General features: G+C 69.6%; 19 protein-coding genes and 1 other RNA gene. 7 read left to right on the forward strand and 13 right to left on the reverse strand.

What is annotated here, in order from left to right:
- Positions 1–16: 16 nt before the first annotated feature.
- Genes JYJ93_RS17620 through JYJ93_RS17630 form a run of 3 tightly spaced genes read right to left on the reverse strand, consistent with a single transcriptional unit; the run spans position 17 to position 4871 of the window.
- Positions 17–580: a MarR family winged helix-turn-helix transcriptional regulator gene (locus JYJ93_RS17620; RefSeq protein WP_206792792.1), complete on the reverse strand. Its 564-nt coding sequence runs from the start codon at positions 578–580 to the stop codon at positions 17–19.
- Positions 580–3732 carry an efflux RND transporter permease subunit gene (locus tag JYJ93_RS17625; protein ID WP_206792794.1) on the reverse strand — a complete coding sequence of 1051 codons (3153 nt, stop codon included), beginning with the start codon at positions 3730–3732 and terminating at the stop codon, positions 580–582. The genes JYJ93_RS17620 and JYJ93_RS17625 overlap by 1 nt, the downstream gene beginning before the upstream one ends.
- A 38-nt stretch (positions 3733–3770) precedes the next feature.
- Positions 3771–4871 (reverse strand): efflux RND transporter periplasmic adaptor subunit, encoded by a 1101-nt coding sequence (locus tag JYJ93_RS17630; RefSeq protein WP_206792796.1) that lies wholly within the window; start codon positions 4869–4871, stop codon positions 3771–3773.
- A 333-nt stretch (positions 4872–5204) separates the two neighbouring features.
- On the opposite strand from JYJ93_RS17630, the gene JYJ93_RS17635 reads away from it, so the two are divergent.
- A complete protein-coding gene (locus tag JYJ93_RS17635; protein ID WP_206792798.1) occupies positions 5205–6344 on the forward strand; it encodes an acyl-CoA dehydrogenase family protein in 1140 nt (379 codons plus the stop codon).
- On the opposite strand, the gene JYJ93_RS17640 is transcribed toward JYJ93_RS17635, so the two are convergent.
- Entirely contained in the window at positions 6345–6632 is a 288-nt protein-coding gene (locus JYJ93_RS17640; RefSeq protein WP_206792799.1) for a hypothetical protein, read from the reverse strand.
- Between the two features lie 51 nt (positions 6633–6683).
- Entirely contained in the window at positions 6684–7091 is a 408-nt protein-coding gene (locus tag JYJ93_RS17645) for a hypothetical protein (RefSeq protein WP_014397878.1), read from the reverse strand.
- An 81-nt stretch (positions 7092–7172) separates the two neighbouring features.
- Here JYJ93_RS17645 and JYJ93_RS17650 point away from each other — a divergent pair, with 81 nt between their 5' ends.
- Positions 7173–7817 carry an RlmE family RNA methyltransferase gene (locus tag JYJ93_RS17650; RefSeq protein WP_206792801.1) on the forward strand — a complete coding sequence of 215 codons (645 nt, stop codon included), beginning with the start codon at positions 7173–7175 and terminating at the stop codon, positions 7815–7817.
- A 51-nt stretch (positions 7818–7868) separates the two neighbouring features.
- Positions 7869–13931 (forward strand): alpha-2-macroglobulin family protein, encoded by a 6063-nt coding sequence (locus JYJ93_RS17655; RefSeq protein WP_206792803.1) that lies wholly within the window; start codon positions 7869–7871, stop codon positions 13929–13931.
- A 48-nt stretch (positions 13932–13979) separates the two neighbouring features.
- On the opposite strand, the gene JYJ93_RS17660 is transcribed toward JYJ93_RS17655, so the two are convergent.
- The gene (locus JYJ93_RS17660) at positions 13980–15146 is read right to left on the reverse strand and encodes an EndoU domain-containing protein (RefSeq protein ID WP_206792805.1); all 1167 of its coding nucleotides are present in this window, start codon (positions 15144–15146) and stop codon (positions 13980–13982) included.
- Between the two features lie 95 nt (positions 15147–15241).
- Between JYJ93_RS17660 and JYJ93_RS17665 the strand changes: the two genes are divergently transcribed.
- On the forward strand, positions 15242–16057 hold the full coding sequence (locus tag JYJ93_RS17665; RefSeq protein ID WP_242543845.1) for an SDR family NAD(P)-dependent oxidoreductase: 816 nt from the start codon (positions 15242–15244) through the stop codon (positions 16055–16057).
- 28 nt (positions 16058–16085) lie between these two features.
- On the opposite strand, the gene tyrS is transcribed toward JYJ93_RS17665, so the two are convergent.
- From tyrS to ssrS, 3 genes are all read right to left on the reverse strand, one after another.
- Positions 16086–17348: a tyrosine--tRNA ligase gene (gene tyrS, locus JYJ93_RS17670; protein ID WP_206792809.1), complete on the reverse strand. Its 1263-nt coding sequence runs from the start codon at positions 17346–17348 to the stop codon at positions 16086–16088.
- Between the two features lie 94 nt (positions 17349–17442).
- Positions 17443–18075: a 5-formyltetrahydrofolate cyclo-ligase gene (locus JYJ93_RS17675; RefSeq protein WP_171424632.1), complete on the reverse strand. Its 633-nt coding sequence runs from the start codon at positions 18073–18075 to the stop codon at positions 17443–17445.
- Positions 18076–18094: 19 nt separating this feature from the next.
- Positions 18095–18287, reverse strand: a non-coding RNA gene (gene ssrS / locus JYJ93_RS17680) — 6S RNA.
- Positions 18288–18523: 236 nt separating this feature from the next.
- Between ssrS and JYJ93_RS17685 the strand changes: the two genes are divergently transcribed.
- The 3 genes from JYJ93_RS17685 (at position 18524) to JYJ93_RS17695 (ending at position 20718) form a co-directional block, all read left to right on the forward strand.
- Positions 18524–19447, forward strand: coding sequence for a hypothetical protein (locus JYJ93_RS17685; protein ID WP_206792811.1), 924 nt, complete (start codon positions 18524–18526; stop codon positions 19445–19447).
- Positions 19448–19524: 77 nt separating this feature from the next.
- Complete coding sequence (locus JYJ93_RS17690) at positions 19525–20436, forward strand: serine/threonine-protein kinase (protein WP_242544497.1); 912 nt, start codon at positions 19525–19527, stop codon at positions 20434–20436.
- A gap of 108 nt (positions 20437–20544) precedes the next feature.
- Entirely contained in the window at positions 20545–20718 is a 174-nt protein-coding gene (locus JYJ93_RS17695; RefSeq protein WP_206792815.1) for a hypothetical protein, read from the forward strand.
- Positions 20719–20784: 66 nt separating this feature from the next.
- On the opposite strand, the gene JYJ93_RS17700 is transcribed toward JYJ93_RS17695, so the two are convergent.
- Genes JYJ93_RS17700 through JYJ93_RS17715 form a run of 4 tightly spaced genes read right to left on the reverse strand, consistent with a single transcriptional unit; the run spans position 20785 to position 24762 of the window.
- The gene (locus JYJ93_RS17700) at positions 20785–21930 is read right to left on the reverse strand and encodes a cysteine desulfurase family protein (protein WP_206792817.1); all 1146 of its coding nucleotides are present in this window, start codon (positions 21928–21930) and stop codon (positions 20785–20787) included.
- On the reverse strand, positions 21927–23048 hold the full coding sequence (locus tag JYJ93_RS17705; RefSeq protein ID WP_206792819.1) for a DHHA1 domain-containing protein: 1122 nt from the start codon (positions 23046–23048) through the stop codon (positions 21927–21929). The genes JYJ93_RS17700 and JYJ93_RS17705 overlap by 4 nt, the downstream gene beginning before the upstream one ends.
- 13 nt (positions 23049–23061) lie before the next feature.
- Entirely contained in the window at positions 23062–23895 is an 834-nt protein-coding gene (locus JYJ93_RS17710; RefSeq protein ID WP_206792821.1) for a deoxyribonuclease IV, read from the reverse strand.
- A 27-nt stretch (positions 23896–23922) separates the two neighbouring features.
- The gene (locus JYJ93_RS17715) at positions 23923–24762 is read right to left on the reverse strand and encodes a Fic family protein (RefSeq protein WP_171413429.1); all 840 of its coding nucleotides are present in this window, start codon (positions 24760–24762) and stop codon (positions 23923–23925) included.
- Positions 24763–24863: the final 101 nt, after the last annotated feature.

Consider the following 24863-nt stretch of genomic DNA (forward strand, 5'->3'; position numbering starts at 1 on the left):
CACCTGGGGGCCGTCTTCAGCGCGGCGGGGCGCCGGCCTTCATCCGGGCGAGCATCCGCTCGATGATGCCGAACAGCGCCTCGCGGTCATCCTCGGGAAGCAGGCCCATCAACCGCCGGATGCCCGCGTCCGTCATCAGCTGGATGACCTTGTAGATTTCACATCCCCGCTCGGTGAGCTTCGCGGTGACGGCGCGGCGGTCCTCCGCGTCCCGGCCGCGCTCCACCATGCCCATGTCCTCCAGGCGGTCCACCACGCCGGTGATGGTCTTCTTGGTGATGCCGATGCGCTGCGCCAGCACGCCCACCTGGATGGGGCCGTCCATGCCCAGCCACCCGAGCGCGTGCACCTGGGTGGGGGTCAGCCGCATGTCGTCGCAGAGGCTCGCCAGCGGGTCCCTCAGGGAGCGGAAGTGGGCCAGCTCCCGGATGAGCCCCATGAAGCGGCGCGAGTCCGGCGTGGACTGGTCCCCTTCCTGGAGCAGGCGCTCCATCACGGCCTTCTCGTCGGGGGCCTCGTCCTTCCCCTCGGAGCGCACTTCGGACTCCGAGGGGGAGGTGATGGAGGTGGGGCGGCGCATCAGGCCGTCTCCACCCGCGCCGCGGCGGCCGCGGCGGCTTCCCGCTCACGGTCCTGGTTGGACGGACCGTGCGCCGTGCCGGAGCCACCCGCGAAGCCGGGGTCGCTCTTCTTGTTGCGCTTGAAGCGCGCGGCCAGCTGATCCAGCAGCGAGTACACCACCGGCACCACGCCCAGCGTGAGGAACGTGGAGGTGACGAGGCCGCCGATGATGGTGATGGCCATGGGCGCGCGCGTCTCCGCGCCGTCACCCTTGGCGATGGCCACCGGGATCATGCCGGCGATCATCGCGATGGTCGTCATCAGGATGGGGCGCAGACGCACCGGAGCGGCCTCCAGGAGCGCCTCGTGCGCCGTGCGGCCCTTCTCACGGACCTGCAGCGTGAAGTCCACCAGGAGGATGCCGTTCTTCACCACCAGGCCCATGAGCATGATGACGCCGATGAGGGCGAACATGGACATGTACTGGCCGGTGATGAGCAGGCCGCCAATGGCCCCGATGAAGGCGAAGGGCAGGGACAGCATGATCGTGAACGGGTGGATGAGGCTTTCGAACTGCGCCGCGAGGATCATGTAGATGAGGATGATGCCCAGGAGCAGCGCCGTGCCGAACGCGGCCACGGACTTGCCCAGCTCCTTCGCGTTGCCTTCCAGCTCGCCCGTGACGCTCTTGGGCAGCTCCGTGGCGGCGTAGCCCTGCATGTAGGTGATGGCGTCGGAGAGCGCGTAGCCCTCCTTCAGGTTCGCCAGCATGGTGATCTGCCGCCGCTGCGCCTGCCGGTCGATCTGCACCGGACCCTCCGCGGGGACGATGCGGGCCAGGTTGCGCAGCTCCACCAGTTGCCCCGTGGGGGAGCGCACGGACAACTGACCGAGCGCGTCCGCGGAGGCCAGCGTCTCCGGAGGCAGGCGCAGCTTCACCTCGTACGTCTCGCCGCCCTCGCGGTAGTCCAGCACCTTGTCGCGGCCCAGGTAGGCGCGCAGCGTCTGGCCCAGGGCCGCGGCCGGCACGCCCAGCGTGGCCGCGCGGTCGCGGTCCACCTGCACGTCGTACTGCGGCTTGCCGGAGCGGTACGTCATGTCCACGTCGGTGAGGCCCGGGTTCTTGAGCATCGCCTGGCGCATCTTCTCCGCGGACTCCGTCAGCTCCTTCCAGTTGTCGCCGCGCAGGTTGAACTGCACCTGCTGCGACTTCGCGCCACCGCCCGACACCGCGGCCACGTCCTGCACGGCCACCACGATGCCCGGGGGGGCCTTGAGGGTCTGGCGCAGGTAGGCCTTCAGCTCGCTCTGCTTGAAGGCGCGCTCGCTCACCGGCTTCAGGTTGATGAGGACCTCGCCCTTGTGGACCTCCTCCTGCACGCCGCCGCCCGCGGTGGTGAACGTGGAGGCGATGCCCGGCAGCGCCTGGACCTGCGCCGCGTAGGTGTCCAGCTGCGTCTGGGTCTCCTGGATGGTGGACCCGATGGGCAGCTCCACCGTGAGCTTGATGTTGCCGTTGTCCTGCTCCGGGATGAACGTGAACTTGAGGAAGCGGGCCAGGCCGAAGGTCGCGAAGAGCACCACCACCGCGACGATCATCGTCAGCGCGCGGTGACGGAGGATGCCACCCAGGATCTTCCGGTAGCCGTTCTCCATGCCCACCAGCACCTTCTCCACGGAGGCGGAGATGCCCGTCGGGTGGCCGTGCTCACGCAACAGGCGCGAGGACAGCATCGGCGTGAGCGTCATGGACACCACGTAGGAGATGAGCGTGGCCACCGCCACCGTGACGCCGAACTGGTAGAAGAACTTGCCGATCATGCCGTCCATGAAGGCCACCGGGATGAACACCGCCACGATGGCCAGCGTCACCGCGAGCACCGCGAGGGCAATCTGTCCGGCGCCCTCCAGCGCGGCCTGCATGGGCGTGGCGCCCTCTTCCATGTGACGGACGATGTTCTCGATGACCACGATGGCGTCGTCGATGAGCAGACCGATGGACAGGGTCAGCGCCAGCATCGTGATCATGTTGAAGGTGAAGCCCAGCGCCGCCATCACCGCGAACGTGCCCACCACGGACACCGGCAGCGCGATGGCCGCCACGATGGTGGAGCGCAGGTTGCGCAGGAACACCAACACGATGAGGACGGCGAGCACGCCGCCCAGGATGAGGTCCTCCTGCACCGCGTGGATGGACGAACGGATGAAGCGCGAGTTGTCCGTCACCGTCTCCACCTGGACGCCCGCGGGCAGCGACTTGTTGATCTCCGCCAGCGACTCCTTCACCAGGTCCGCCACCTGCACGGTGTTGGAGCCGGACTGCTTGCGCACCACCAGCGCCACCGCGCTGCGCTCGCCGCTCTTCGCGCCCGAGCGCTGCTCCGCGGGGCCGTCCACCACCTCCGCGATGTCGCGCACGCGGATGGGCGAGCCGCCCGCGCTGGTGATGATGATGTTGCGGATGTCCTCCACGCTCTTCGCCTCGGAGGTGAGGCGCACGATGCGCTCACGGCCGCTGTCCATGCTGCGGCCACCCGGGACGTCCAGGCTCTGGGCCTTGAGCGCCTGGCTGACGTCGCTGACGGCCAGGCCGAAGCCGCGCAGCCGCTGCGGGTCCACCACGAGCTGGATCTCCCGCTCACGGCCACCGACGATGTCGATGCTGCCCACGCCCTGCTGGCGCTGGAGGGCCGGCTTCACGACGTCATCCGCCACGCGCGTCAGCTCCTCCACCGGCAGGGCGCCCGCGAGCGCCAGCGTGATGATGGGGGCCGCGCCGATGTCGAACTTCTCCACGACGGGCGTCTCCACCTCGTCCGGCAGCTTGCTCAACGTGGCCTGCACGCGGTCGCGCACGTCCTGCGCCGCGATGTCCACCTTGGTGGACAGCTTGAACTGCACGACGATCTGCGAAACGCTTTCGACGTTGATGGACTTGAGCGTGTCCACGCCGTTGAGCGTGTTGAGCGCCTCCTCCAGCGGGTCGGAGACGTTCTTCTCGATGGTCTCCGGGTCCGCGCCCGGGAGGATGGTCGTCACGGTGACGACGGGGAAGTCGACGTCGGGGAACTGGTCCACGCCGATCTTCGGATAGGCGAACAGGCCGAACACCACCACCGCCAGCATCAGCATGGCGGTGAAGATGGGCCGTGAAATGAAGGTCTTGAGCATTCAGGTACCCAGGAAAGAAGAGGGGAGGGGAAGGACCGCTACTGCGCGACGCGCACGGCGGTCCCCTCCTTGACGTCCAGCGAGGCGTCGGCGAGCACGCGCTCCTCCGCCGTCAGGCCCTGCAGCACCTTCACGTAGCCCGGCAGCACGCGCTGCACGCGCACGTCGCGCTTGCGCACGGTGCCGTCCTGCACCACCCACACGAAGCCGTCCTGGCCCTTGCTGCTGACGGCCTGCGCCGGCAGGAACAGGCCGTTGCCCGCGTCACCCGCGGCCTTGGAGAAGTCCATCTCCACCAGCGCGCCGGGGCGCAGCGGGTGGTCCGTCTTGCCCGTCACGTCCGCCAGCACCTCCACGGTGCGGCTCTGCGCGTCGATGACGGCGCCCACGTTGGCCACCTTCGCCTCGAAGCGCATGCCGCTGGGGTTCACGGTGCCCGGCGTCACGGTGCCCGGCGTCACGGTGTCGATGACGGACTCCGGCACCATCATCCGGATCTCCAGCCCGTCCGTGTCCACGATGGAGAACACCGGGGTGGAGGGCGTCATCGCCACCGAGTCACCCACGTTCTTGGTGCGCGCGGTGATGATGCCGTTGAAGGGCGCCACGATGCTGTGGTCGCGCAGGTTCTCCAGCGCCAGCCGGTAGGCCGCGCCCGCCTGGGCCGCCTGGGCCGCGGCCTGCTTCTGGCCGATCTCCACCTGCTCCAGCGCGTTGGCCGCGACGCCGCCGGACTCGGCGACCTTGCGGGTGCGCTCCAGGTTGCTGGTGGCCAGCTGCAGCGCGGCCTCCGCCATGTCCTTGGCCGCCTTCGCCTGGTCCACCGCGATGGCCACGTTGGACGTGTCCAGCTGCGCCAGCACGTCGCCCTTCTTCACCTTGTCGCCCACCCGGACGTTCACCTTCGCGAGCGTGCCCGTCGCCTGGGGGCCCAGGACGGCCTCCTGCTTGGAGCGGACCTGGCCCGTGACGCGCGTCACGTTCTGCTCCAGCTCCGTGGCCGGGGTGATGGCCTTGACGCCCAGCGCGTTGGAGCCTTCCTGCTGCGTCGGAAGCTGCGCCTTCTCCGCGCCCGCCTTCGAGCACCCCGCCGTCGACACCGCCACGGCCACCACGGCAGCCAAGATTCGCTGATTCACGCGTCCGAACTCCTGCCGGGTCGCCGGCGGGACACCCGCCCTGGCTCCTGCTCCGGCTAATTCTTTGTGGGCTAGAAATTACCGACGCTCGATTATCTGTCAAGAGGATACTCCGGAGTGCGGACTATCCACTCTCCAGTCATCCCGCGGGGTTGGCCGCCTGCTCTCCGGGCCTTCAGACTTCTTCACAACACCGCTGCCGTCGCGCCGCGTCACCAGGAAGGCGGGCGTCGGGCGGGCTGGAGACGCAGGGCGTCGCTTGTGGCTGACGGCGGGGGCCTGTTATTGACTCGCGAATCAACCCACAGCGGGACAACCCCTTAAGGACTCGCGATGCTCAACCCGTTCACCGAGGAGCACGAGGCGTTTCGCAGGTCGGTTCGCGCCTTCGTGGAGAAGGAGATGGCGCCCCACGGTCTGGAGTGGGACCGGGCGGGCATCTTCCCCAAGGAGCTGTTCAAGAAGTGCGGCGAGCTGGGCTTCCTGGGCATCAACCACGACCCGAAGTTCGGCGGCAGCGGCCTGGACTACTGGTACGTGACGGCGTTCGCGGAGGAGCTGTCGCGCAGCCGCAACGCGGGCGTGAACATGGCGCTGCTGGTGCAGAGCCAGATGGCCACGCCCATCATCAATGAGATCGGCACGGACGAGCAGAAGCGCGAGTTCCTGGAGCCCGCGCTCAAGGGCGAGCGCATCGCGGCGCTGGGCGTGAGCGAGCCGGGGTGCGGCTCCGACGTGGCGAGCATCAAGACGACGGCGCGCCGGGACGGTGACGACTACGTCATCAACGGCTCCAAGATGTGGATCACCAACGGCACGCGCGCGGACTTCATCACGCTGGCGGTGCGCACCGGTGAGCAGGGCTACGGAGGCATCTCGCTGGTGACGTTCCCCACGGACGTGAAGGGGTTCAGCATCTCCAAGAAGCTGGACAAGATTGGAAACCTGTCCTCGGACACGGCCATCCTCTACTTCGAGGACTGCCGCATCCCCGCGCGCTACGTGCTGGGCGAGGAGAACGCGGGCTTCTACCACATCATGACCAACTTCCAGGGTGAGCGCCTGGTGGGCGCCATCACCACGGTGGGCGGCATGGACCGGATGCTGGAGGACGCGCTCCAGTACGGCAACGAGCGCGAGGCGTTCGGCCGGCCCCTCATCAAGTTCCAGGTGTGGCGCCACAAGTTCGTGGAGCACCTGACGGCGGTGGAGGCGGCGCGGCGGCTCAACTACTACGCGGTGGACCTCTACGACCGGAAGGAGAACCCGGTGAAGGAGATCTCCATGGCGAAGCTGTTCGCCGGAGACCTGGCCCAGCGCGTGGCCTACGACTGCCAGCAGTTCTTCGGCGGCATGGGCTACATCGAGGAGACGCCCATCGCGCGGATGTGGCGCGACGTGCGGCTCATCACCATCGGCGGCGGCACCTCCGAGGTGATGAAGGAGATCATCTCCAAGCTGTACGGCTTCTAGCTACTTCCTGCCGAAGAGGGCCTCCGCGGCGCTGAGCATCGCGTCGCGGGAGGCCTTCGCGTGCAGGCCGCCTTCACCCAACTGGAAGAGCTCGCAGAAGTTGGCCTCGTCCTTGTCGCGGGGCACCTCCGCGAAGGGCTCCTTGCAGGCCTTGGCCACGGACGCGTCGAAGTGCCGGCAGTTGCGGCACGAGCGCAGGTCCTCTTCACAGCTGGGGCACGTGGCGCTCCGGCCGACCTGATTCGCGATGATGTCGAGTGCGTGTCCGCAGTGCGCGCAGCCGGGCATGGCGGTCCTCCCCGTCAGACGGTGACGGGGACATCCTGCCAGAGTCCGGGCCTAACGCTGGACGCTGGGCGCGAACGCCGGGGCGGGCAGGGAGGAGGCTTCCTGGGGCCGGCGCAGCTCGCCGGTGGCGTCCAGGAGCTGGTCGTCCAGCCGCTTGAGGAGGAAGAGGACGTAGGCGGACAGGCCGGACAGGACGGCGGCCATGATGCCCAGCAGCATGCCCCGCTGCCAGCGGTGGGCCTGCTCCATCACGCCGCGGCGCTCCTTGAAGGTCTTCAACTGGGCGTCCACGGAGGTGCCGTCCAGCTTCTGGGCGAAGTCGGAGGCCTGGGCGCTGCCCCGGGCCATCAGCCAGCGGCCTTCCGCCTGGAGGGCCTCGGCGCGTGCGTAGCAGAACGCCGCCCCGCCCGCGAAGAGCAGGGAGATGCACAAGGCCGCTGTCACGCTCCGGGTGCCCATGCCACCAACCCTCCGGCGAAGTCCGTGGGCGCGGCCAGCCAACAGGCCGCGACTGCTCCGGCTTTCCGAAGACAGTAGCGGATGCTAGGGACGGCTTCTGACATGGGCAAGCCCTACCGTCCTAAAGACCACTATTTCCAGAAAGCCAAGCAAGAGGGACTGCGAGCGCGTTCCGCGTTCAAGGTCGATGAGATCCTCAAGCGCTTCCCCGGGTCCGTGAAGAAGGGCGCGGCGGTGCTGGATCTCGGCGCGGCGCCGGGCGGGTTCCTCCAGATTCTGGCGGACGCGGTGGGGATGAACGGGCGCGTCGTCGGCGTGGACATCGCGGCCATCCGTCCGTTCTCCCAGAAGTGGGTGACGACGGCGGTGCTGGACGTGCTCGCGGACGACTTCGACGCGAAGCTGGCCGCGCTGTACGACGGCCCCTACGACGCGATCATCTCCGACATGGCGCCCAAGACGTCCGGCATCAAGGGCACGGACGAGGCGCGCAGCCTGCGGCTCGCGGGCAAGGCGCTGGAGGTGGCCGCCACGCGCGGCCGGCCCGGCGCCACGTTCGTGGCCAAGGTCTTCATGGGCGGCGACTTCGAGGCCTTCCGTGACGAGGTGCGCAAGCACTTTGAAGAGGTGAAGATCGTCCGTCCCGAAGCGACGCGCGGCGCCAGCATGGAGGTCTACGTGGTGGGGCTGCGGCGCCGGGCCCCCGCGGCGCCCGCGGCCACCTGAAACGGAGAAGGGAACGCCAGCGGCGCGGGCGGCGTCTAGAGTGCCGCCCCTATGTCTTCTCCACCGCGCCCGCGTACCGCCGCCGTCGTCCTGTGTCTGCTGTCCCTCGCGCTGTCCTCCGTGTCCGTGGCGGCCCCTGCCGCGAAGGGGCCCCCGACGTGGAAGGCCATCGACGCGCTCGTCGAGGACGACCAGGTCGAGTCCGCCGCGCAGGGGGCCGAGGCCCGACTCGCCGCGGCGAAGGCCCGGGGTGACGCAGACGAGTGGACGCGCGCGCTGGTGCGCACGGTGCAACTGCGCTCGCGGCTGCATGGCCATGAGACGGCGGTGCGCTTCCTGCGTGAACAGCCCTGGCCGGAGGGGCTTCGGCAGCAGGCCACGCTCCAGCTGTTCTACGCGGCGGTGCTCGCGAACTACCAGCAGGCGTACAGCTACGAGATTGGCAAGCGCGAGCAGGTGGTGTCCTCCGGGCCGGTGGACCTGAAGGCGTGGACGAAGGATCAGCTTTCAGCGGAGATCCAGCGCACGTACGCCGCCATCTGGGAGTCACGGCAGAAGTTCGGCACCGAGCCCGTGAAGGGGCTGTCCGAGTACGTCCAGCCCAACACGTATCCCGAGGGCATCCGCTCCACGGTGCGCGACGCGGTGACGTACCTGTGGGTGGCCTCGCTGGAGGACACGAACCTGTGGCGCCCGGAGCAGGAGCAGGGCGTGTACCGGTTGGACCTGGGCGCGCTCCTGGAGGGCACGCCGAAGGTGGAGCTGAAGGACCCCTCCGCGCACCCGCTGATGAAGGTGGCGGCGGTGCTGGGGGACCTGGAGGCGTGGCACCAGGCGGCGGGCCGGCGTGAGGCGGCGCTGGAGGCGCGGCTGCGGCGCTACGAGGTGCTGTCCACGTCGTTCAAGGACGCCGCGGACAAGCGGCGCATCCAGGAGCACCTGGCCGCGCACCTGAAGGGCTTCCGGGACGTGCCGTGGTGGTCCAAGGGGCAGAACCAGCTCGCGGTGATGGAGGAGGAGGCGGGCCGCGCCATCACCGCGCATGCCCTGGCGAAGGCGGGCGCGGAGGCGTGGCCCAAGTCTGTGGGCGGCATGCAGTGCGCGGCGCTGGTGGGCAGGCTGGAGGCCCCGGAGTTGTTCGCGACCGGGATGCAGGTGGACGGGCCGGGCAAGCGCTCCATCCTGGTGGGCCACCGCAACGTGGGCACGGTGTACTTCCGGGCGTACGCGGTGGACCTGGAGGCACGGCTCGCGAAGCCCGGCGAGGACCTGTCGCTGTACCCCTCCACCGCGGAGATGCTCCGCATGGTGGCGTCGCGCAAACCGGAGGCTGTGTGGAGCACGGCGCTGCCGCCCACGCCGGACTTCCAGCCGCACCAGACGTTCGTGACGCCGCCGGCGCTCAAGACGGGCGCGTACATCATCGCCCTGTCCACGCGCGAGGACTTCGCGAAGAAGAACAGCCGCATTCTCGCCCTGCCGATGTCCGTGTCGACCTGGGCGGCGACGGTGCGCAAGGCGACCCCCAACCAGGTGGAGGTCCACGTGGTGGACGGGGCCACGGGAGCGAGCGCTCCGAACGTGGAGGTGCGGCTGGTGAAGTCGGACTACGGCACCCGCCGCTTCAACATCGTCAGCCGCCGCACCGACGCCAACGGCGACCTGTTGCTCACGGGCAAGAACGCCGACCGCTACGAGGACATGGAGCTGGTGCTGGGCCGGGGCAAGAACGTGATGGTGCTCCCGGGCTCGGTGTACCTGTCCCCCCTCCACGACTGGACCCCGACGGACCAGACGCTCATCTACACGGACCGCGCCGTCTACCGTCCCCAGCAGAAGCTGCTGTGGAAGGTGGTGGCCTACCGCACGGATGAGGCGTCCAAGCGCTACCGCGTCCTGCCGGAGTCGCCGGTGACGGTGACGCTCGTCGACCCCAACGGACAGGAGGTGGCCAAGCGCGAGGCGCGCACCAACTTGTTCGGGTCGGTGGCGGGCGAGTTCGACCTCCCCTCGGGGCGGCCCCTGGGCCAGTGGACGGTGCGCACGAGCCCCAGCGGCTACGCGGGCGTGCGGGTGGAGGAGTACAAGCGGCCCACCTTCGAGGTGACGCTGAAGGACGCGCAGGAGCCGCTGCGGCTCAACCGGCGCGCGACGTTCAAGGGCGAGGCCCGCTACTACTTCGGCCTGCCGGTGGCGAGCGGCGCGGTGAAGTGGCGCGTGTCGCGCGAGCCGGTGCTGCCGCGCTGGTGGTTCTGGGAGCGCATCCCGGCCACCACGGACCTGGTGGCCTCCGGGACGGCCACGGTGGGCGAGGACGGCGGCTTCACCGTGGCGTTCACCCCGGAAGCGGACGAGCGGCTCGCGAAGGCGCAGGGCATGTCGTGGCGCTACCGCGTGGAGGCGGACCTGACGGACGAGGGCGGTGAGACGCGCTCCGCGAGCCGCGCCTTCCGCCTGGGCTTCGTGTCGGTGGAGGGCCGCGTGGACTCCGACGTGGGCTTCGTCCGCGAGGACTTCCCGTCGGAGGTGCGGCTCGTCCGCTCGAACCTGGATGGCGCGCCGCAGGCGGGCCCCGGCCGCTGGCGGCTCGTCGCCTTGAAGGCCCCGGGCCGCCCGCTGATGCCGTCCGAGCTCCCGGTGGAGAAGCCCAGGCCGCTGGACGCGGACACCCAGTCGGCGAGGGAGACCTCTCCCACGCCGGGGGATTCGCAGAAGGCGCGCTGGGACACGGCCTACGACGTGGAGCAGACGCTGCAACGCTGGGACGACGGCGCGGAGGTGGCGCAGGCGGCCGTGACGCATGGCGCGGACGGTGTCGCCACCGTGAAGATTCCGGCGCTGCGCGCGGGGGCGTACCGCCTGCGCTACGAGACGGCGGACGCGTTCGGCCAGAAGGCCACCGCGCAACGGGACTTCGTGGTGGCGGGGGCCCACGCCCCAGCGGGGTTGCCCGCGGTGCTGGCGGCGGAGCGCGCCTCCGTGCGCGTGGGCGAGGTGGCGCGGCTGATGGTGGCCTCCGGCTTCGACGGCCAGCCGCTGGTGATGGACGTGTACCAGGGGCGCAATCGCGTCGAGCACCGCCAGTTGACGGCGGGGCAGGGGCGCGCAGTGGTGGAGCTTCCGGTGACGGAGTCCCTGCGCGGCGGCTTCACGGTGGTGCTCTCGATGGTGCGCGACTGGCAGACGCTGAGCTTCCAGCAGACGGTGGCCGTGCCCTTCGATGACAAGGAACTCAGCCTGGAGTTCGCCACGTTCCGCGACACGCTGCGGCCCGGCGCGAAGGAGACCTTCCGCGTGACGGTGAAGGGACCGAAGGGCGCGAAGCTGGAGGCCGGGGCCGCGGAGCTGCTCGCGTACATGTACGATCAGTCGCTCAACGTCTTCGGGCCGCACACGCCGCCGCAGGTGGCGCAGCTGTATCCGCAGCAGATCGTCTACGTGGACTTCAAGGCGTCCGGTGGCGTCTTCGGCGCGGATTGGCTCTTCGACGCGCTCGTCCGGGAAGGGCCCTCCGCGCCGGCTCTCAGCGAAGACACGCTGAAGTTCGAGGACGGCTACGGGCTGGGCGGTCCGGGCTACCGCAGCTACTACGGCGGCCACCGCATGCGCGCCATGAAGCCCGGGGCCGTCCAGCCGCAGTCGGACGGTGCACCGCCTCCGCCTCCGCCTCCGTCGCCCGCGCCGTCCGCCGCGGAGTCCGCGCCGAAGGTCGGCAGGGTGCTGGAGGAGAAGCGGCGGGAGATCATCCAGATCATCAAGGGCGCTCCCGGCGCCCCGGAGCCGGGGGAGGGGCCGGAGGGGCCGCTGCGCTCCAACTTCGCGGAGACGGCGTTCTGGATTCCGCAGCTGCTCACCGGGCCGGACGGAGCGGCGGTGCTGGAGTTCACGGTGCCGGACTCGGTGACGGCGTGGGACGTCTGGGTGCACGCGCTCACGCGGGACCTGCGCGGCGGCTCCACGCAGCGCACCACCCGCACCGTGAAGGAGCTGATGGTGCGCCCGTACCTGCCGCGCTTCCTGCGCGAGGGTGACCGCGCGGAGCTGGAGGTCGTGGTGAACAACGCGGGGACCCAGACGCAGCAGGGCCAGCTCACGTTCGACATCGTGGATCCGGACACGCAGAAGAGCCTGCTCACGGAGTTCGGCGTGAAGACGACATCGCAGGCCTTCACGGTGGCGGCGGGGAAGGGCACGAACCTGCGCTTCCCCATCACCACGCCCGCGCGGGTGGGGCCGGTGGCCTTCCGCGTCGTCGCGAAGACGGGCGCGTTCAGCGACGGCGAGCTGCGGCCCCTGCCGGTGCTGCCCGGCCGCATGCACCTGGCGCAGTCGCGCTTCGCCATGCTGAACAACACGGATCGCCGGACGCTGACGTTCGACGACCTGAAGAAGTCGGACGACCCCACGCGGGTGAACGAGCAGCTCGTCGTGACCGTGGACGCGCAGCTCTTCTACTCCGTGCTCCAGGCGCTGCCGTACCTGGTGGACTACCCCTACGAGTGCACGGAGCAGACGCTCAACCGCTTCGTGTCCACGGGCATCGTCTCCAGCCTCTTCACCAAGTACCCGGCGGTGGCGAAGGTGGCCAAGGACCTGAGCGAGCGCAGCACGCGCTTCGAGACCTTCGACGGCCTGGACCCGAACCGGAAGATGACGCTGGAGGAGTCGCCCTGGCTCAACGAGGCGAAGGGCGGCGCGGACTCGGACCAGGCGCTCCTGCGCGTGCTGGACCCGAAGGTGGCCAATGCCCAGCGCATCTCTTCGCAGCAGAAGCTGCGCAAGGCGCAGAACGCGGACGGTGGCTTCCCCTGGTGGCCGGGCGGTCCGTCGTCGCCGTACATGACGCTCTACATCCTGCATGGCCTGTCGCGCGCCATGGAGCACGGGGTGGAGGTGTCACCCAACATGACGGAGCCCGCGTGGGGCTACCTGGCGAAGCACTTCCGGCAGGACTACGCGAGCCGGCTGATGAAGAAGGACCAGGGCTGGGAGTTCCTCACGTTCCTCAACTTCGTGGCGTCCGCCTATCCGGACGCGCGCTACACGGGCGAGGCGCTCACGGCGGCCGAGCGGCAGCGCATGCTCGACTTCTCCTTCAAGCACTGGAAGGAGCACTCGCCGTTCCTCAAGGGGTACCTGGCGCTCACGCTGAACCGGTCGAAGCGCGCGAAGGACGCGCAGAAGGTCTGGGACAGCGTGATGGACTCCGCGAAGACGTCGCAGGACCTGGGCACGTACTGGCAGCCGGAGGACCGGAGCTGGCTCTGGTACAACGACTCCACGGAGACGCACGCCTTCGCGCTGCGCACGCTGTCGGAGCTGCGTCCGAAGGACCCTCGCCGCGCGGGCCTGGTGCAGTGGTTGCTCCTGGACAAGAAGGTGAACCACTGGAAGTCCACGCGCGCCACGGCGGAGGCGCTCTACGCGCTCGTCAACTACATGGAGGCGGAGGGCTCGCTGGCCGCGCGCGAGGAGCTGAAGGTGACGGTGGGCTCCAAAGCGGTGACCATGACCTTCTCGCCGGACGTGTACACGGGGAAGAAGAACCAGGTCGTCGTCCCAGGTCCGGAGGTGAACGCGAGCACGGCGACCACGGTGGTGGAGAAGACGACGCCGGGCTTCGCCATCGCGTCCGCGACGTGGCACTTCTCCACGGAGCAACTGCCCAAGGAGGAGCGCGGGGACTTCTTCCAGGTGTCGCGCCGCTACTTCGTGCGCCTCCGCGAAGGCAACCAGACGCTGCTGCGCCCGCTGTCGGACGGCGCGACGCTGCGGCCCGGTGACGAGGTGGAGGTGCAGTTGTCGCTGCGCACGAAGCACGCGGCGGAGTACGTGCACCTGAGGGACCCGCGCGCCGCGGGCCTGGAGCCGGAGAACGCGCAGTCCCGCCACAAGTGGGACCTGGGCATCGTCTGGTACGAGGAGACGCGCGACTCGGGGACGAACTTCTTCTTCGAGGCGCTGCCGGCCGGTGAGTACACCTTCAAGTACCGGCTGCGCGCGAACATGGCGGGCACCTTCCGCGTGGGCCCGGCGACGGTGCAGTCCATGTACGCGCCGGAGTTCACCGCCTACTCCACGGGCACGGTGCTCACCGTGGACAAGGCGCGGTAGGCCTCGGAGGGGAAGGGGACCGGCGTCCTTCGCGGCGCCGGTCCGCCGCTACTCCGCGCAGGTGGCGGCTTCGTCGGTGGGGTGCAGCGTGGCGATGCCGTAGGTGCCGTTGCGTGTGCCGCACCAGATGCGCCAGTTGCCGCCCCCCACGTCCGGCGCCGAGTACACGCCGCCCTCCTTCTTCGCCCCGCCCCGCGCACAGCAACGCGCGAACGCCCGGGTTCCGATGGCGGCGATGGAGACCGCGTCCTGCGACGTCGAGAAGCCGCCCGTGCGCTTCACGCCGCAGGACCACGGGGACAGGCCCTTGAAACGGATGAGGTACTGCTCGCCGCGCACCGCCTCTTCGCCCCTGGCCGGGCCCTGGTAGCAGACCTTTCCCTCCGCCTCGAGCTGCGCGTAGCGGGGCAGGAAGTGGAGGCCGCCAATCGGGCCGTGCCGCCAGTCGTCCCCGCAGAAGACGTGCGTGAACGCGTTGCGCGGGCCGGTGCTCACCCACAGGCTGGTGAGCCATTCGATGTTCGCCTGCTTCGTACCCGGACGGCCCGCCGCGGACAGCGCGCGCTGCACCCGTGCGTCGTCGTAGTGCTTCGCGAAGAAGCGCTGCACGTCCCCAGCGCTCACGCTCGCGTCGGGCCGCGCGGGGCACAGGTCCAGCACCTCGCGGTCCATCGCGGACAGCGCCGGGGCCTTGGCGAAGAGGGGTGGTTGGTCACACGTGCTCGCGCACGCCGCCGCGTCGCCTGGAGCCGGCGCGCGGCCCGCGGGGGCTCGCACCGCCACGGTGACCTCTTCTTCGTCGTCCGGCTCCGCCGCGGGAGCACCCGCGCTGGCTCCGCTCCCAATGGGCTTCGCCTCCGCGAGGGACACTCCGCCACCTCGCGATGCCTGCTGCTGGCGCGTGTTCTCATGGTCCGCGCGCACGAGCGCGTCCGTGTCCGGTGCCTTCTGGACGGCATCCGTGGGCGTGCCATCGCAGAGCACCCAGCCCTCCGCCTTGGGCCCCTGGAGCTTGCACCACGCGCGGTCGGGGCCGCCCTTCTTCATCAGCGGATAGGACACGCCCGGCTGCACGGAGAAGACGACCTTGGAGGACTCGGGCTGGTCCACGGCGTCCACGGCATCGTCGGTGACGAAGACGCCGCTCCCCGCGAAGGCGGCGGGGGCGGTGGAGAGGGCCAGGAAGAAGCAGGCGAGCGACCCGGAGAGGCGCATGGTGCGCCGGACTCTAACAGGGGCGCCCGAAGCTCGCTGTTCCCCGGTTGCGCCCGGCGCCGCGCCGCGAAATAAACGCGCCCGATATGAAACCGATGAATTTCCGAGGCCGCTGGGTGCTCATCACCGGCGCGTCGTCCGGCCTGGGGCTGGAGATGGCCCGCCTGCTCGCGAAGGAGCACGGCGCCCACATCATCGCCGTCGCCCGCCGCGAGGACCGGCTCGCCGCGCTCAAGGCGGAGCTGGAGTCCGCGCACGGCGTGCAGGTGCTGCCCCTCTCCGCGGACCTCACGAAGCCGGGCGACGCCGAGCGCGTCTTCCAGACCGCCACGTCCGGCCGCACCGTCGACGGCGTCATCCTCAACGCGGGCGTCACCTACTTCGGTCACGCGCTGGAGCAGCAGCCCGAGTCCTTCGACGCGATGCTCGCCACCAACATCACCAGCGTGGTGCGCATGGCCCAGCTCTTCGGGGCGCACTTCGCGAAGCGGGGCGGGGGAGGGGCGCTGATGCTCGTCGCCAGCACGGCGGGCTTCGCGCCGCTGCCGTACCAGACGGCCTACGCGGCCACGAAGTCGTTCGTCATCAGCTACGGGCGGGGCCTGGCCTACGAGCTGCGCAAGGCGGGCGTGTCCGTCACCGTCTTCGCGCCCGGCGGCATCGCCACGGAGATGCTGTCGGTGTCCGGCCTGGACCGGAAGTTCAAGGCGGGCGACGTGGGCATCATGTCCGCGGAGGCCTGCGCGCGCACCGCCGTGGAGGCCTTCGTGCACCGCCGCGAACTCTGCGTGCCCGGCGTCCTCAACCGCTTCCTCGCGACGATGATGAAGCTCTTGCCCCACGGCTTCATGATGGGGCGCTCGGCCGCGCTGTACGAAGGCGCGCTGCCGAAGGAGCCGCCCGCGCCCTGAAATCAGGCCCGGGCGGCACCAGGGCACGTCAGGACAGCTTCACCCGCGTGACCTTCAGCTTGCCCACCTGCACGGTGTACTCGCCGGCCCCCAGCTCCGCCTTGGGGTCGGTGACCTTCTCACCGTTCACCTTCACGCCGCCCTGGCCCATCATCTTTCGGGCCTCGGTGGCGGAGGCGACGAACTTCGTCTCCGGCAGCAGCTTCGTGACGAGCAGCTTCTCCGCGCCCGCGAGCGAAACCTCCACGAGCGGCAGGTCCTCCGTGGACAGCTCCTTCTTGGCGAAGCGCTTCTCGAAGTCCTCCGCCGCCTTGCGGCCGGCCTCCTCACCTTGGAAGCGCGCGGCCATCTCCTGGGCGAAGGCGACCTTGGCGGCCTTGGGGTGCGCCGCGCCGGACTTCGTCTGCTCCTCCAGCTCCAGCACCTGCTTGAGCGGCATGGCGGAGAGCAGCTTGTAGTACCGCCACATCAGGTCGTCCGTGATGCTCATCAACTTGCCGAAGATGTTGTCCGCCGGCTCGTCGATGCCCACGTAGTTGTCCAGGCTCTTGGACATCTTGTTGCCGGTGATGACGCCGTCCACCAGCTTCGCGTCCAGGCCCTCCAGGATGGGGCCGGTCATGATGACCTGCGGCTCCAGGCCCTCTTCCTTCATCAGCTGACGGCCCACGAGCAGGTTGAAGAGCTGATCCGTCGCGCCCAGCTCCACGTCCGCCTTCAGCGCCACGGAGTCGTAGCCCTGCAGGAGCGGGTAGAGGAACTCGTGGATGGCGATGGAGGTGTTCTCCCGGTAGCGCTTCTTGAAGTCGTCGCGCTCCAGCATGCGCTGCACGGAGTAGCGCGCGGCCAGGCGGATCATCCCCTCGGTGCCCAGCGCGTCGAGCCACTCCGAGTTGAACTTCACCACCGTCTTGTCCGGGTCCAGGACCTTGAAGACCTGCTGCTTGTACGTCTCCGAGTTGACCTTCACCTGCTCGCGGGTGAGCGGAGGCCGGGCCGCGTTCTTTCCGGACGGGTCCCCGATGAGGGCGGTGAAGTCACCGATGAGGAACACCACCGTGTGGCCGAACTCCTGGAAGCGCCGCATGCGCGTGAGCAGCAGCGTGTGGCCCAGGTGCAGGTCGGGACGGCTGGGGTCGAAGCCCGCCTTGATGATGAGCGGCTTGCCCTTGTCATACGAGCGCTGGAGCTTCTTCTTCAGGTCCTCCGGCACGTGCAAATCCACGGTGCCGCGAGTGACTTCTTCGAACTGCTCTTCGGGGGTCGCCTTGCGCAGTGCGTCCGGGTTCATGGCGCCGCGGACACTAGCCCAAAAAAGACGACGGGCAGGACGGGACTTCTCAGTCCCACCCCACCCGTGAAGCTGCGCCCGTCCGCCCGAAGGCTCAGGTGTCCAGGAAGTCGAAGCTGCGGCACAGGCCGCGCAGCGTCTGGCTCTCCGTGACGATCTGGTCCATGTCCACGTCGTCGCTCGTCGTGGGCAGCACCTGGACGATCTGGTCATTGAAGGCCAGACCCACCCGGCGGCTGCGCGAACTGGCCGCCTTGAGGGTGGCGTCGTAATAGCCACCGCCGCGCCCCAGCCGCTTGCCGTCCGGGCTGAAGCCCAGGCCAGGCACCACGAACAAATCGATCTGGTCCACCGCGATCAGGTCCGAGGAGTTCGTGGGCTCCCGGACGCCCAGGCGTCCCGGCTCCAACTCGCTCTCCGACTTGATGGCCCGGAAGGCCAGGATCCGCCCGTGCACGTGGGACAGCGGGTAGCAGACGATCTTCTCGTCCTGCAACGCCGCGATGAGGATGTCCCGGGTAGGCACCTCGCCCCGGATGGGGGCGTAGAGCGCTACCGTCCGCGCATTCTGATAGTAGGGCGATGCCAGGAACCGAGACTGGACCTTGAGGCCCCGCTCGTCGATGAGGTCGTTGGTCATCGCCTTGCGGCGCGCCGTCAGTTCCTCACGAAGCGTTACCTTCTTCTCCGCCGCCGCCGCCACCGTATCCGCCGCCGTCTCGCTCACCGCCGCCGCTCCAAAGAAAGAGTCCCCCGCCGAGCCGTGTGTCCAGCGTCCATTGAACCCTTAGAAGCCAGGTGGGGACCGAAATCATGTCACCGCAGGCTTCCCTCATCCCCGGTGAAGGGGGAGGGCTTGCACATGGCGACCGAAACGGACCCCGGAATGGACGTATCGGTTCGAATTTCTGCTGGGCATCACGCACCCCGCAGGGAACAGACCTTTACCGCTCAAATCTTGCTGCAAGTCCTTAGAATTACTGGGAAAATCCCAGGGCGTTCTGGGAAAATGATAAGGACGGAGAAGCGTGCGGTCAAGCCGTCCTCGCGCGTTTACAAGCCGCCCCGTGGACTTCTATGATGCCCGGGTCCCCGACATGTCGCTCCCGACCCCAACATTGGCTCTCGCGGCGGTAGCCTGCCTCACCTCCGGATTCGCCTGGGCGGGTCCGCAGATGAACAGTACCTATCAGGCAGATGCCTTCGGCCCCATCGAGTTGCGCTCGGACGGGGACCACCTGGTCGGCATCGCGCCGGCCGGGGGGCCCTGCCAGCGCCCTGAAGCCGGGCCGATCCTGGTGGGGGACTTCCAGGGCAACGTCTTCCTGGGCGAGCTGACGCTCTGTCAGACGGGGGACACCTGCACCCCGACCCAGAGCTTCCCGGTGATGCTCGTCTACAACGTGGAGGAGCGGGCGCTGGGCGGCGTGGTGAAGATCGAGGCCAGTTGCGAGTCTCCGGCGCTGCCCAAGAACCGGATGCTGGTGCTCCGGGAGACGGAGCAGGGGGCCGCCCTGACGCCGACACCCGCGACGGCGCAGGCACCCGAGCAGCGCCAGGCGCAGGCGCCCGTGCCCGCTCCGCCGTCCGGTGGGGCCGCGCAGATCGCGGCGCAGCGCCGGCTGGAGCCGCTGGACGTGGCGGCCACCCTGAAGCTGGGCCAGTCGCTGCTGCTCAGCAATCCCTTTGGGGCGTCGCAGCAGTTCCAGTTGGTGCTGTCCCAGGAGAAGGAGAAGAACAACGCCTGGGCGCTGACGGGCATGGGCGTGTCGCACCACCTTCGCAAGCAGTCGCCGGAGGCGCTCAAGTTCCTGGATCAGGCGCGCATCGTGGGCAGCGGCGCGGCGCGGGCGGAGGCCTTCTTCTGGACCGCGTGCGTGAAGCGGTCGGCGCAGGAGTCGGCGTTCGCCCAGGCCGCGCTGAAGCGGGCGCTGCAGGAAGGCTGGTCTCCTCCGGAGGGCAACACGCTGGTGGAGCGCGAGCTCCAGCAGTTCGCCAATGCGGGACCGTTGTACGAGGCGCTGGTGAAGCAGGCCCGTGGCCGCAAGCCGCGGGTCCAGGGCCGTGATCCGCAAGGAGCTGGAAGTTCCAGCCCGTGAACGCGCCGACTCCCGTGTCGAAGCCCATCCGCGTCTTCGGCAACTACGAAATCCAATCGCTGCTGGGCAAGGGCGGCATGGCCGAGGTGTACCGCGCGCGCGTGCGCTCCGGTCCCTATGAAGGCTGGACGGTCGCGCTCAAGCGGCTCCTGCCCGCGCTCACCCGCGACCCGGCGTCGGTGGACCTCTTCCGCCGCGAGGCGCAGCTGTCGCGCCAGTTGGACCACCCGAACATCGTGAAGGTGCTGGACGCCGGGATGCTGGACGACGTGTCCTTCCTGGTGATGGACCTGGTGGACGGGCGCGACCTGGGCCACATCCTGCGCCGGTGCAAGGCGCGCGGGATTCCGCTCCCCGTCGACTTCGCGGTGTACCTGGCGAAGGTGCTGCTGGAGGCGCTCGCGTACGCGCACACCGCCACCGGCCCGGACGGCAAGCCGCTGGGCATCGTCCACTGCGACGTGTCCCCGTCCAACCTGTTCATCTCCCGCGTGGGGGAGATCAAGCTGGGCGACTTCGGCGTGTCGCGCGTGCTGGTGGACGGCAAGCTCCAGGGCGGCGAGGTGCTGGGCAAGCCGTACTACCTGTCCCCGGAGTCGCTGCAGGGCGCCGTCACGCCGGAGGCGGACCTGTGGGCCGCGAGCGTGGTGCTCTACGAACTGCTCACGCTGGGCCGGCCCTTCGTGGGCACGACGCCAGAAGAGGTCTTCGCGGGCATCCTGTCGCGCAAGTACCGGCTCCTGCGCTCGGTGCGTCCGGACATCCCGCAGGCGCTGGACGACGTGCTGGCGCGCGCGTTCGCGGAGAACCCCGAGGACCGCTTCCCGACCGCGGAGGAGTACGCGGCGGCGCTGGCGCCGCACTTCGACGAGAACGTGGGGACGCCGCTGGCCATCGCGGCGGTGGTGCGCGGCCTGTTCGGCACCACGGACGAGATGCCCGCGTACCGGGGCTCGCCGTCCAATGGCTCCTCCGGCGACAACGGGTAGCCGGGCGGGCAGGGCCCTGTCACCCGGGCCCCCATCCGGTGGAGCCCGCTGCGGCGCCTGCCCCGGATGATGACCTTTCCTCCCGCGAACATGCACCGGGAGGAATCCATGGCGACCGAGCGAAAGCAGCAGCAGCCCGAGCAGGAGCAGCCCACCCGCGAGACGCGGCAAGGCGACGAGCGGCTTCCGCCCAAGGCCGACGAGGCCAAGGAGGGGATGCCCGGCTACGGACAGCCCGACCCCGAGGTCCGCGAGAAGAACCTGCCAGACCAGAAGTGGTGAGGCGCCCCTGACGACGGCCCGAGGCGTGAGCGTGCCTCCGGCCTCGCGCTGGGACGGGCGCGGGCCTCAGCCTCCGAGGGCGCGCACCCGGGGCACGTGCGTGCACAGCGCGTCCACGACGCGGGAGACCTCCGCGCCGGTGGTGCCGGGGCCCAGGCTGAAGCGCAGGCTTCCGCGCGCCTCGGTGGGGGAGAGGCCCATGGCGCGCAGCACGTGGGATGGGGACAGCGTGCCGGACGCGCAGGCCGCTCCGGAGGACACGCGGATGTCCTCCAGGTCCAGCGCCATCAACAGCGCTTCGCCCTCCACGCCGTCGAAGCGCAGGTTGCTGGTGTTGGGCACCCGGGGCGCGCCCGCGCCGTTCACCGTCACCCCGGGCAGCCGCTGGAGCACCTGCTGTTCGAAGGTGTCGCGCAGGTCCGCCACCCTCTCGGCGGTGGTGGCCTGCTCCGCGGCGGCCAGCTCCAGGGCCAGGGCCAGGGCCTCGGCGTAGGGCACGTTCTGCGTGCCTCCGCGCCGGCCTCCCTCCTGGTGTCCGGGCGTCAGCGCCCGCACGTCCACGCCCTTGCGCACCACGAGCACGCCCACGCCCTGGGGGCCGCCGAACTTGTGCGCGGAGAGCGAGAGCAGGTCCGCGTCCACTTCGCGCAAGGTGAGAGGCACCTTGCCCGCGGCCTGTACGGCGTCCGTATGGAAGAGGATGCCGCGCTGACGGCAGGCGCGCGCGGTCTCCGCCACCGGCTGGAGCACGCCCGTCTCGTTGTTGGCCCACATCAGCGAGCACAGCGCGGTGTCCGGCGTGAGCGCCTCCAGCACGGACTCGAGTGGCACCCGGCCATGGGCGTCAGGGGACAGCCGCACCACCTGGGCGCCGTCCTTCTCCAACTGCGCGAGCGCGCCCAGCGCCGACGGGTGCTCCACCGTGGTGGACACCACGCGGCGGCGGTCCTTCACCGGGCGGGCCGCGTACGCCCCCACCAGCGCGAGCGCATCTGCTTCGCTGCCCGACGCGGTGAAGGTGATCTCCTTCGGCTCGCAGCCCAGGACGCGCGCCACCTTCGCTCGCGCCGCGTCCAGCCGGGCCCGGGCCTCGCGCCCGCCACCGTGCACGCTGGACGCGTTGCCGAAGCCGCCCTGCGTGAAGGCCCGGGCGAGCAGCGCGCCCACCTCCGCGCGCACCGGCGCGGCGGCGTTGTGGTCCCAGTAGATCACGTGTCCTGCGCGGACAGCAGCGACTTCGGCCGCTCCTCGGAGACGCCGAAGGCTTCGAGGAAGCGCGACACCACCTCGCGCTTGAGCGCCTTGCGCTTGTTCGCGCTGCCGGACAGGGGCAGCCGCGCGCCCGCCATGCTGCCGTGGCCGCCGGACGAGCCGCCCAGGTCCTCGCACAGCTCGCGGATGAGGCGGCCCGCGTTCATGCGCCGGTCCTTCACGCGCAGGCTGAGGAAGAGCTGGTTGCGGTACGTCCCGTAGGCCAGGGACCACTTCATCCCTTCCAGGTACATCATCCGCTCGGCGACCTCCGCCACCAGGTCCGGGGAGTAGACCTCCTCCAGGTCGGTGATGATGGCGGTGCCGTAGACCTTCGCCTTCTCGATGGACGTGTGGAACAGCTGGAAGAAGCGCGCCGGCAGCTCCGGGTGCTCAATCTGTCCCAGGAGCTGCTTGTCACAGCGGGGGAACAGCCACAGGTAGCTGTCCACGTCCGTCTGGGTCGTCTCACGGCCCAGGTCCCGCGTGTCCGCCTTGATGCCGTAGAAGAGCGCGGTGGCGATCTCCACGGACGGCTCCAGCCGGGCGGCCCGCAGGTACTCCACCAGCATGGTGGAGGTGGCGCCGAAGTCGCCGCCCACGTCCGCGAAGGGGGCCAGCAGGCTCTCCTCGCGCAGCGGGTGGTGGTCCACCACCAGGTCCGCGCGGTAGCGCGCCGGCAGCGAGTGGTTCCTCACCGGCGGCTGCGTGTCCACCAGGCCGAAGAGGTCGTACTGGCTGAAGTCGATCTGCGACACGTGCGACACCGGCAGCTTCAGCACGCGCACGAAGGCGACGTTCTCCGCCCGGCCGATGATGCCGCCGTAGCCCACGTGGGCCTCGAGGCCGGCCTTGCGCTCCAGCAGATGCGCGAGCGACACCGCCGCCGCCATGGAATCGGGGTCCGGGTTGTCGTGCGTGAGGATGAGCGCCCGGCGGTGACCCTTGGCCACCTGGAGCAGGCGGGCCAGCTTGTCGGTGGCGGGCAGCTTAGCCAACCGCGCTGGCGGAGGCTCCGTGAGCTCGCTCCCGGCAGGCAACTGGGCGCGGCGGCTTTGGAGGGATGGGGTGACAGGCATGGGGACTCTTCTTTTACTTCCTCCGGCACAGGGATTCGAGAAGTCGGATGTTCTCCCCGTAACGTTCCGGAAAGGGTGTTTCCAACACCCCAATGGTGTCGACGAACCGCGCGTCCTTCATGAGGCAGCGGAAGGCCGTCAGTCCGATCGCCCCCTTGCCCGGTTCCTCGTGCCGGTCTACCCGGCAACCCAGGTCTTTCTTGCAATCGTTGAGGTGGAAGGCGCGCACCCGGTGCAGGCCCACGCGCCGGTCGCACTCGTCCATCACCGCCGCGTAGCCGTTCGGCGTCCGCAGGTCGTACCCGGCCGCGAAGAGGTGGCATGTGTCCAGGCACACCGCCAGCCGCGCTTCGTCCGCGACGCGTGAGAGCAGCTCCTCCAGGTGCTCGAAGCGCCAGCCCAGCGCGTTGCCCTGGCCCGCGGTCACCTCCAGGCAGACGCGGGCGGTGTAGCCGGGGCAGCGGCGGTGCACCTCGTCCAGCCCTTCGGCGATGAGGTGCAGGCCCCGCGCTTCGTCCGGGTGGGAGCCGGGGTGGAGGATGAGCAGCGGGATGCCCAGGCGCTCGCAGCGGGTGAGCTCCTCGGCGACGCACGCGAGCGACTTCTCACGGGCCTCCGGCGCCTCACCGGCCAGGTTCACCAGGTAGCTGCCGTGGGCGATGACGGGGAGGCCCGTGCGGCGGGCCTCGGCGCGGAAGGCCTGGGCCTCCGCGTCCGTCAGGGCGGGGGCGCTCCAGCCCCGCGCGTTCTTCGTGAAGATCTGCAGGGCGCGGGCGCCGTGCGCTTCGGCTCGCTGGAAGGCCTGACTCACGCCTCCGGCGATGGATTCATGAGCCCCGATGCGCACGGCTTCGACTTCGTCCCTCTTCGGCCGCTACTCGACGGTCTTGTACTTGCGGCCGAGGTCGCGGAAGTACTTCACGCCGTTGTCCAACGAGTTCTCCATCGCGTCCATCAGCACCGTGCGGAACGTGGCCACGGGCGCGCGGAAGGACTCGTAGTAGCGCTGCCGGTCGATGGAGTGGATGACCGCGGGCATGTAGCCGTTGCGCAGCAGGATGAGGTTGCTGCACATGCGCCCCACCTTCCCGCTGTGCTCGGTGAAGGGGAAGATCTGCAGGAACTCGTGCTGCACCACCGCCGCCTGTTTGATCGGGTGGAACTCGCGGAACTCCGCGCTGGCGGTGTGGTCCACGAGCTTCTCCAGCCGGGCCTGGATCTTCGCGGGCTGGGTGATGTCGTGGAAGTAGGTGCGGTGCAGGGGCATGTCCTTGCGCAGCCCCGCGCGGTCGCGCTCCTTGGCCAGCTCCTTCTCCGTGCGCTCGCGGCGCTCCATGCGCGCACGCTCGGCCAGCGCTTCCGGCGTGTTGCCCAGGAAGAGGTCGTGCATCCGCTTGATGGTGGTGAGCGTGAGCGCGGACTGCTTCTTCGCGCCCGCGGCCTCTTCGCGGATGTAGTCCGCCACGGCCTTGTGGTTGCGGATCTCCAGCACCACCGGGATCATGGAGGCTTCGGCCGCGGTGCGCTCCGGGAAGAGCGCGGCCATCAGCTCCTGGTGCGTGTACACGACGCCTTCGAGCGCGGCGTCGTGGTAGATCCACGACATCTCGAAGCGGTCGAGGTACTCACGCGCAGGCGGCTTGCCCTTGTAGATCTCAAGGTACTCGCGCAGCTGCTCGTTCTTCTCGTCGATGTCCTGGTAGCGTTCCTTCACGGACTGCGGCTCCTTCTCGCCCCGGCCCGCCCCGGGCGCTGGTTCCCAGAGGCTGCGCCGGGAGGTACAACGGCACGGAGAGTCTAGAAATTCCGCGCGGT

The organism is Corallococcus sp. NCSPR001 (genome assembly GCF_017309135.1).
Taxonomy (GTDB): domain Bacteria; phylum Myxococcota; class Myxococcia; order Myxococcales; family Myxococcaceae; genus Corallococcus.

Bases quoted from the DNA above. Each gene is read 5' to 3' on its own strand.
- JYJ93_RS17690 (WP_242544497.1), top strand. From the start codon at position 19,525: ATGGCCGAGGTGTACCGCGCGCGCGTGCGCTCCGGTCCCTATGAAGGC.
- JYJ93_RS17650 (WP_206792801.1), top strand. From the start codon at position 7,173: ATGCTAGGGACGGCTTCTGACATGGGCAAGCCCTACCGTCCTAAAGAC.
- JYJ93_RS17620 (WP_206792792.1), bottom strand. From the start codon at position 580: ATGCGCCGCCCCACCTCCATCACCTCCCCCTCGGAGTCCGAAGTGCGC.
- tyrS (WP_206792809.1), bottom strand. From the start codon at position 17,348: ATGAACCCGGACGCACTGCGCAAGGCGACCCCCGAAGAGCAGTTCGAA.
- JYJ93_RS17645 (WP_014397878.1), bottom strand. From the start codon at position 7,091: ATGGGCACCCGGAGCGTGACAGCGGCCTTGTGCATCTCCCTGCTCTTC.
- JYJ93_RS17660 (WP_206792805.1), bottom strand. From the start codon at position 15,146: ATGCGCCTCTCCGGGTCGCTCGCCTGCTTCTTCCTGGCCCTCTCCACC.
- JYJ93_RS17655 (WP_206792803.1), top strand. From the start codon at position 7,869: ATGTCTTCTCCACCGCGCCCGCGTACCGCCGCCGTCGTCCTGTGTCTG.
- JYJ93_RS17665 (WP_242543845.1), top strand. From the start codon at position 15,242: ATGAATTTCCGAGGCCGCTGGGTGCTCATCACCGGCGCGTCGTCCGGC.
- JYJ93_RS17640 (WP_206792799.1), bottom strand. From the start codon at position 6,632: ATGCCCGGCTGCGCGCACTGCGGACACGCACTCGACATCATCGCGAAT.
- JYJ93_RS17705 (WP_206792819.1), bottom strand. From the start codon at position 23,048: ATGCCTGTCACCCCATCCCTCCAAAGCCGCCGCGCCCAGTTGCCTGCC.
- JYJ93_RS17625 (WP_206792794.1), bottom strand. From the start codon at position 3,732: ATGCTCAAGACCTTCATTTCACGGCCCATCTTCACCGCCATGCTGATG.
- JYJ93_RS17635 (WP_206792798.1), top strand. From the start codon at position 5,205: ATGCTCAACCCGTTCACCGAGGAGCACGAGGCGTTTCGCAGGTCGGTT.
- JYJ93_RS17685 (WP_206792811.1), top strand. From the start codon at position 18,524: ATGAACAGTACCTATCAGGCAGATGCCTTCGGCCCCATCGAGTTGCGC.
- JYJ93_RS17695 (WP_206792815.1), top strand. From the start codon at position 20,545: ATGGCGACCGAGCGAAAGCAGCAGCAGCCCGAGCAGGAGCAGCCCACC.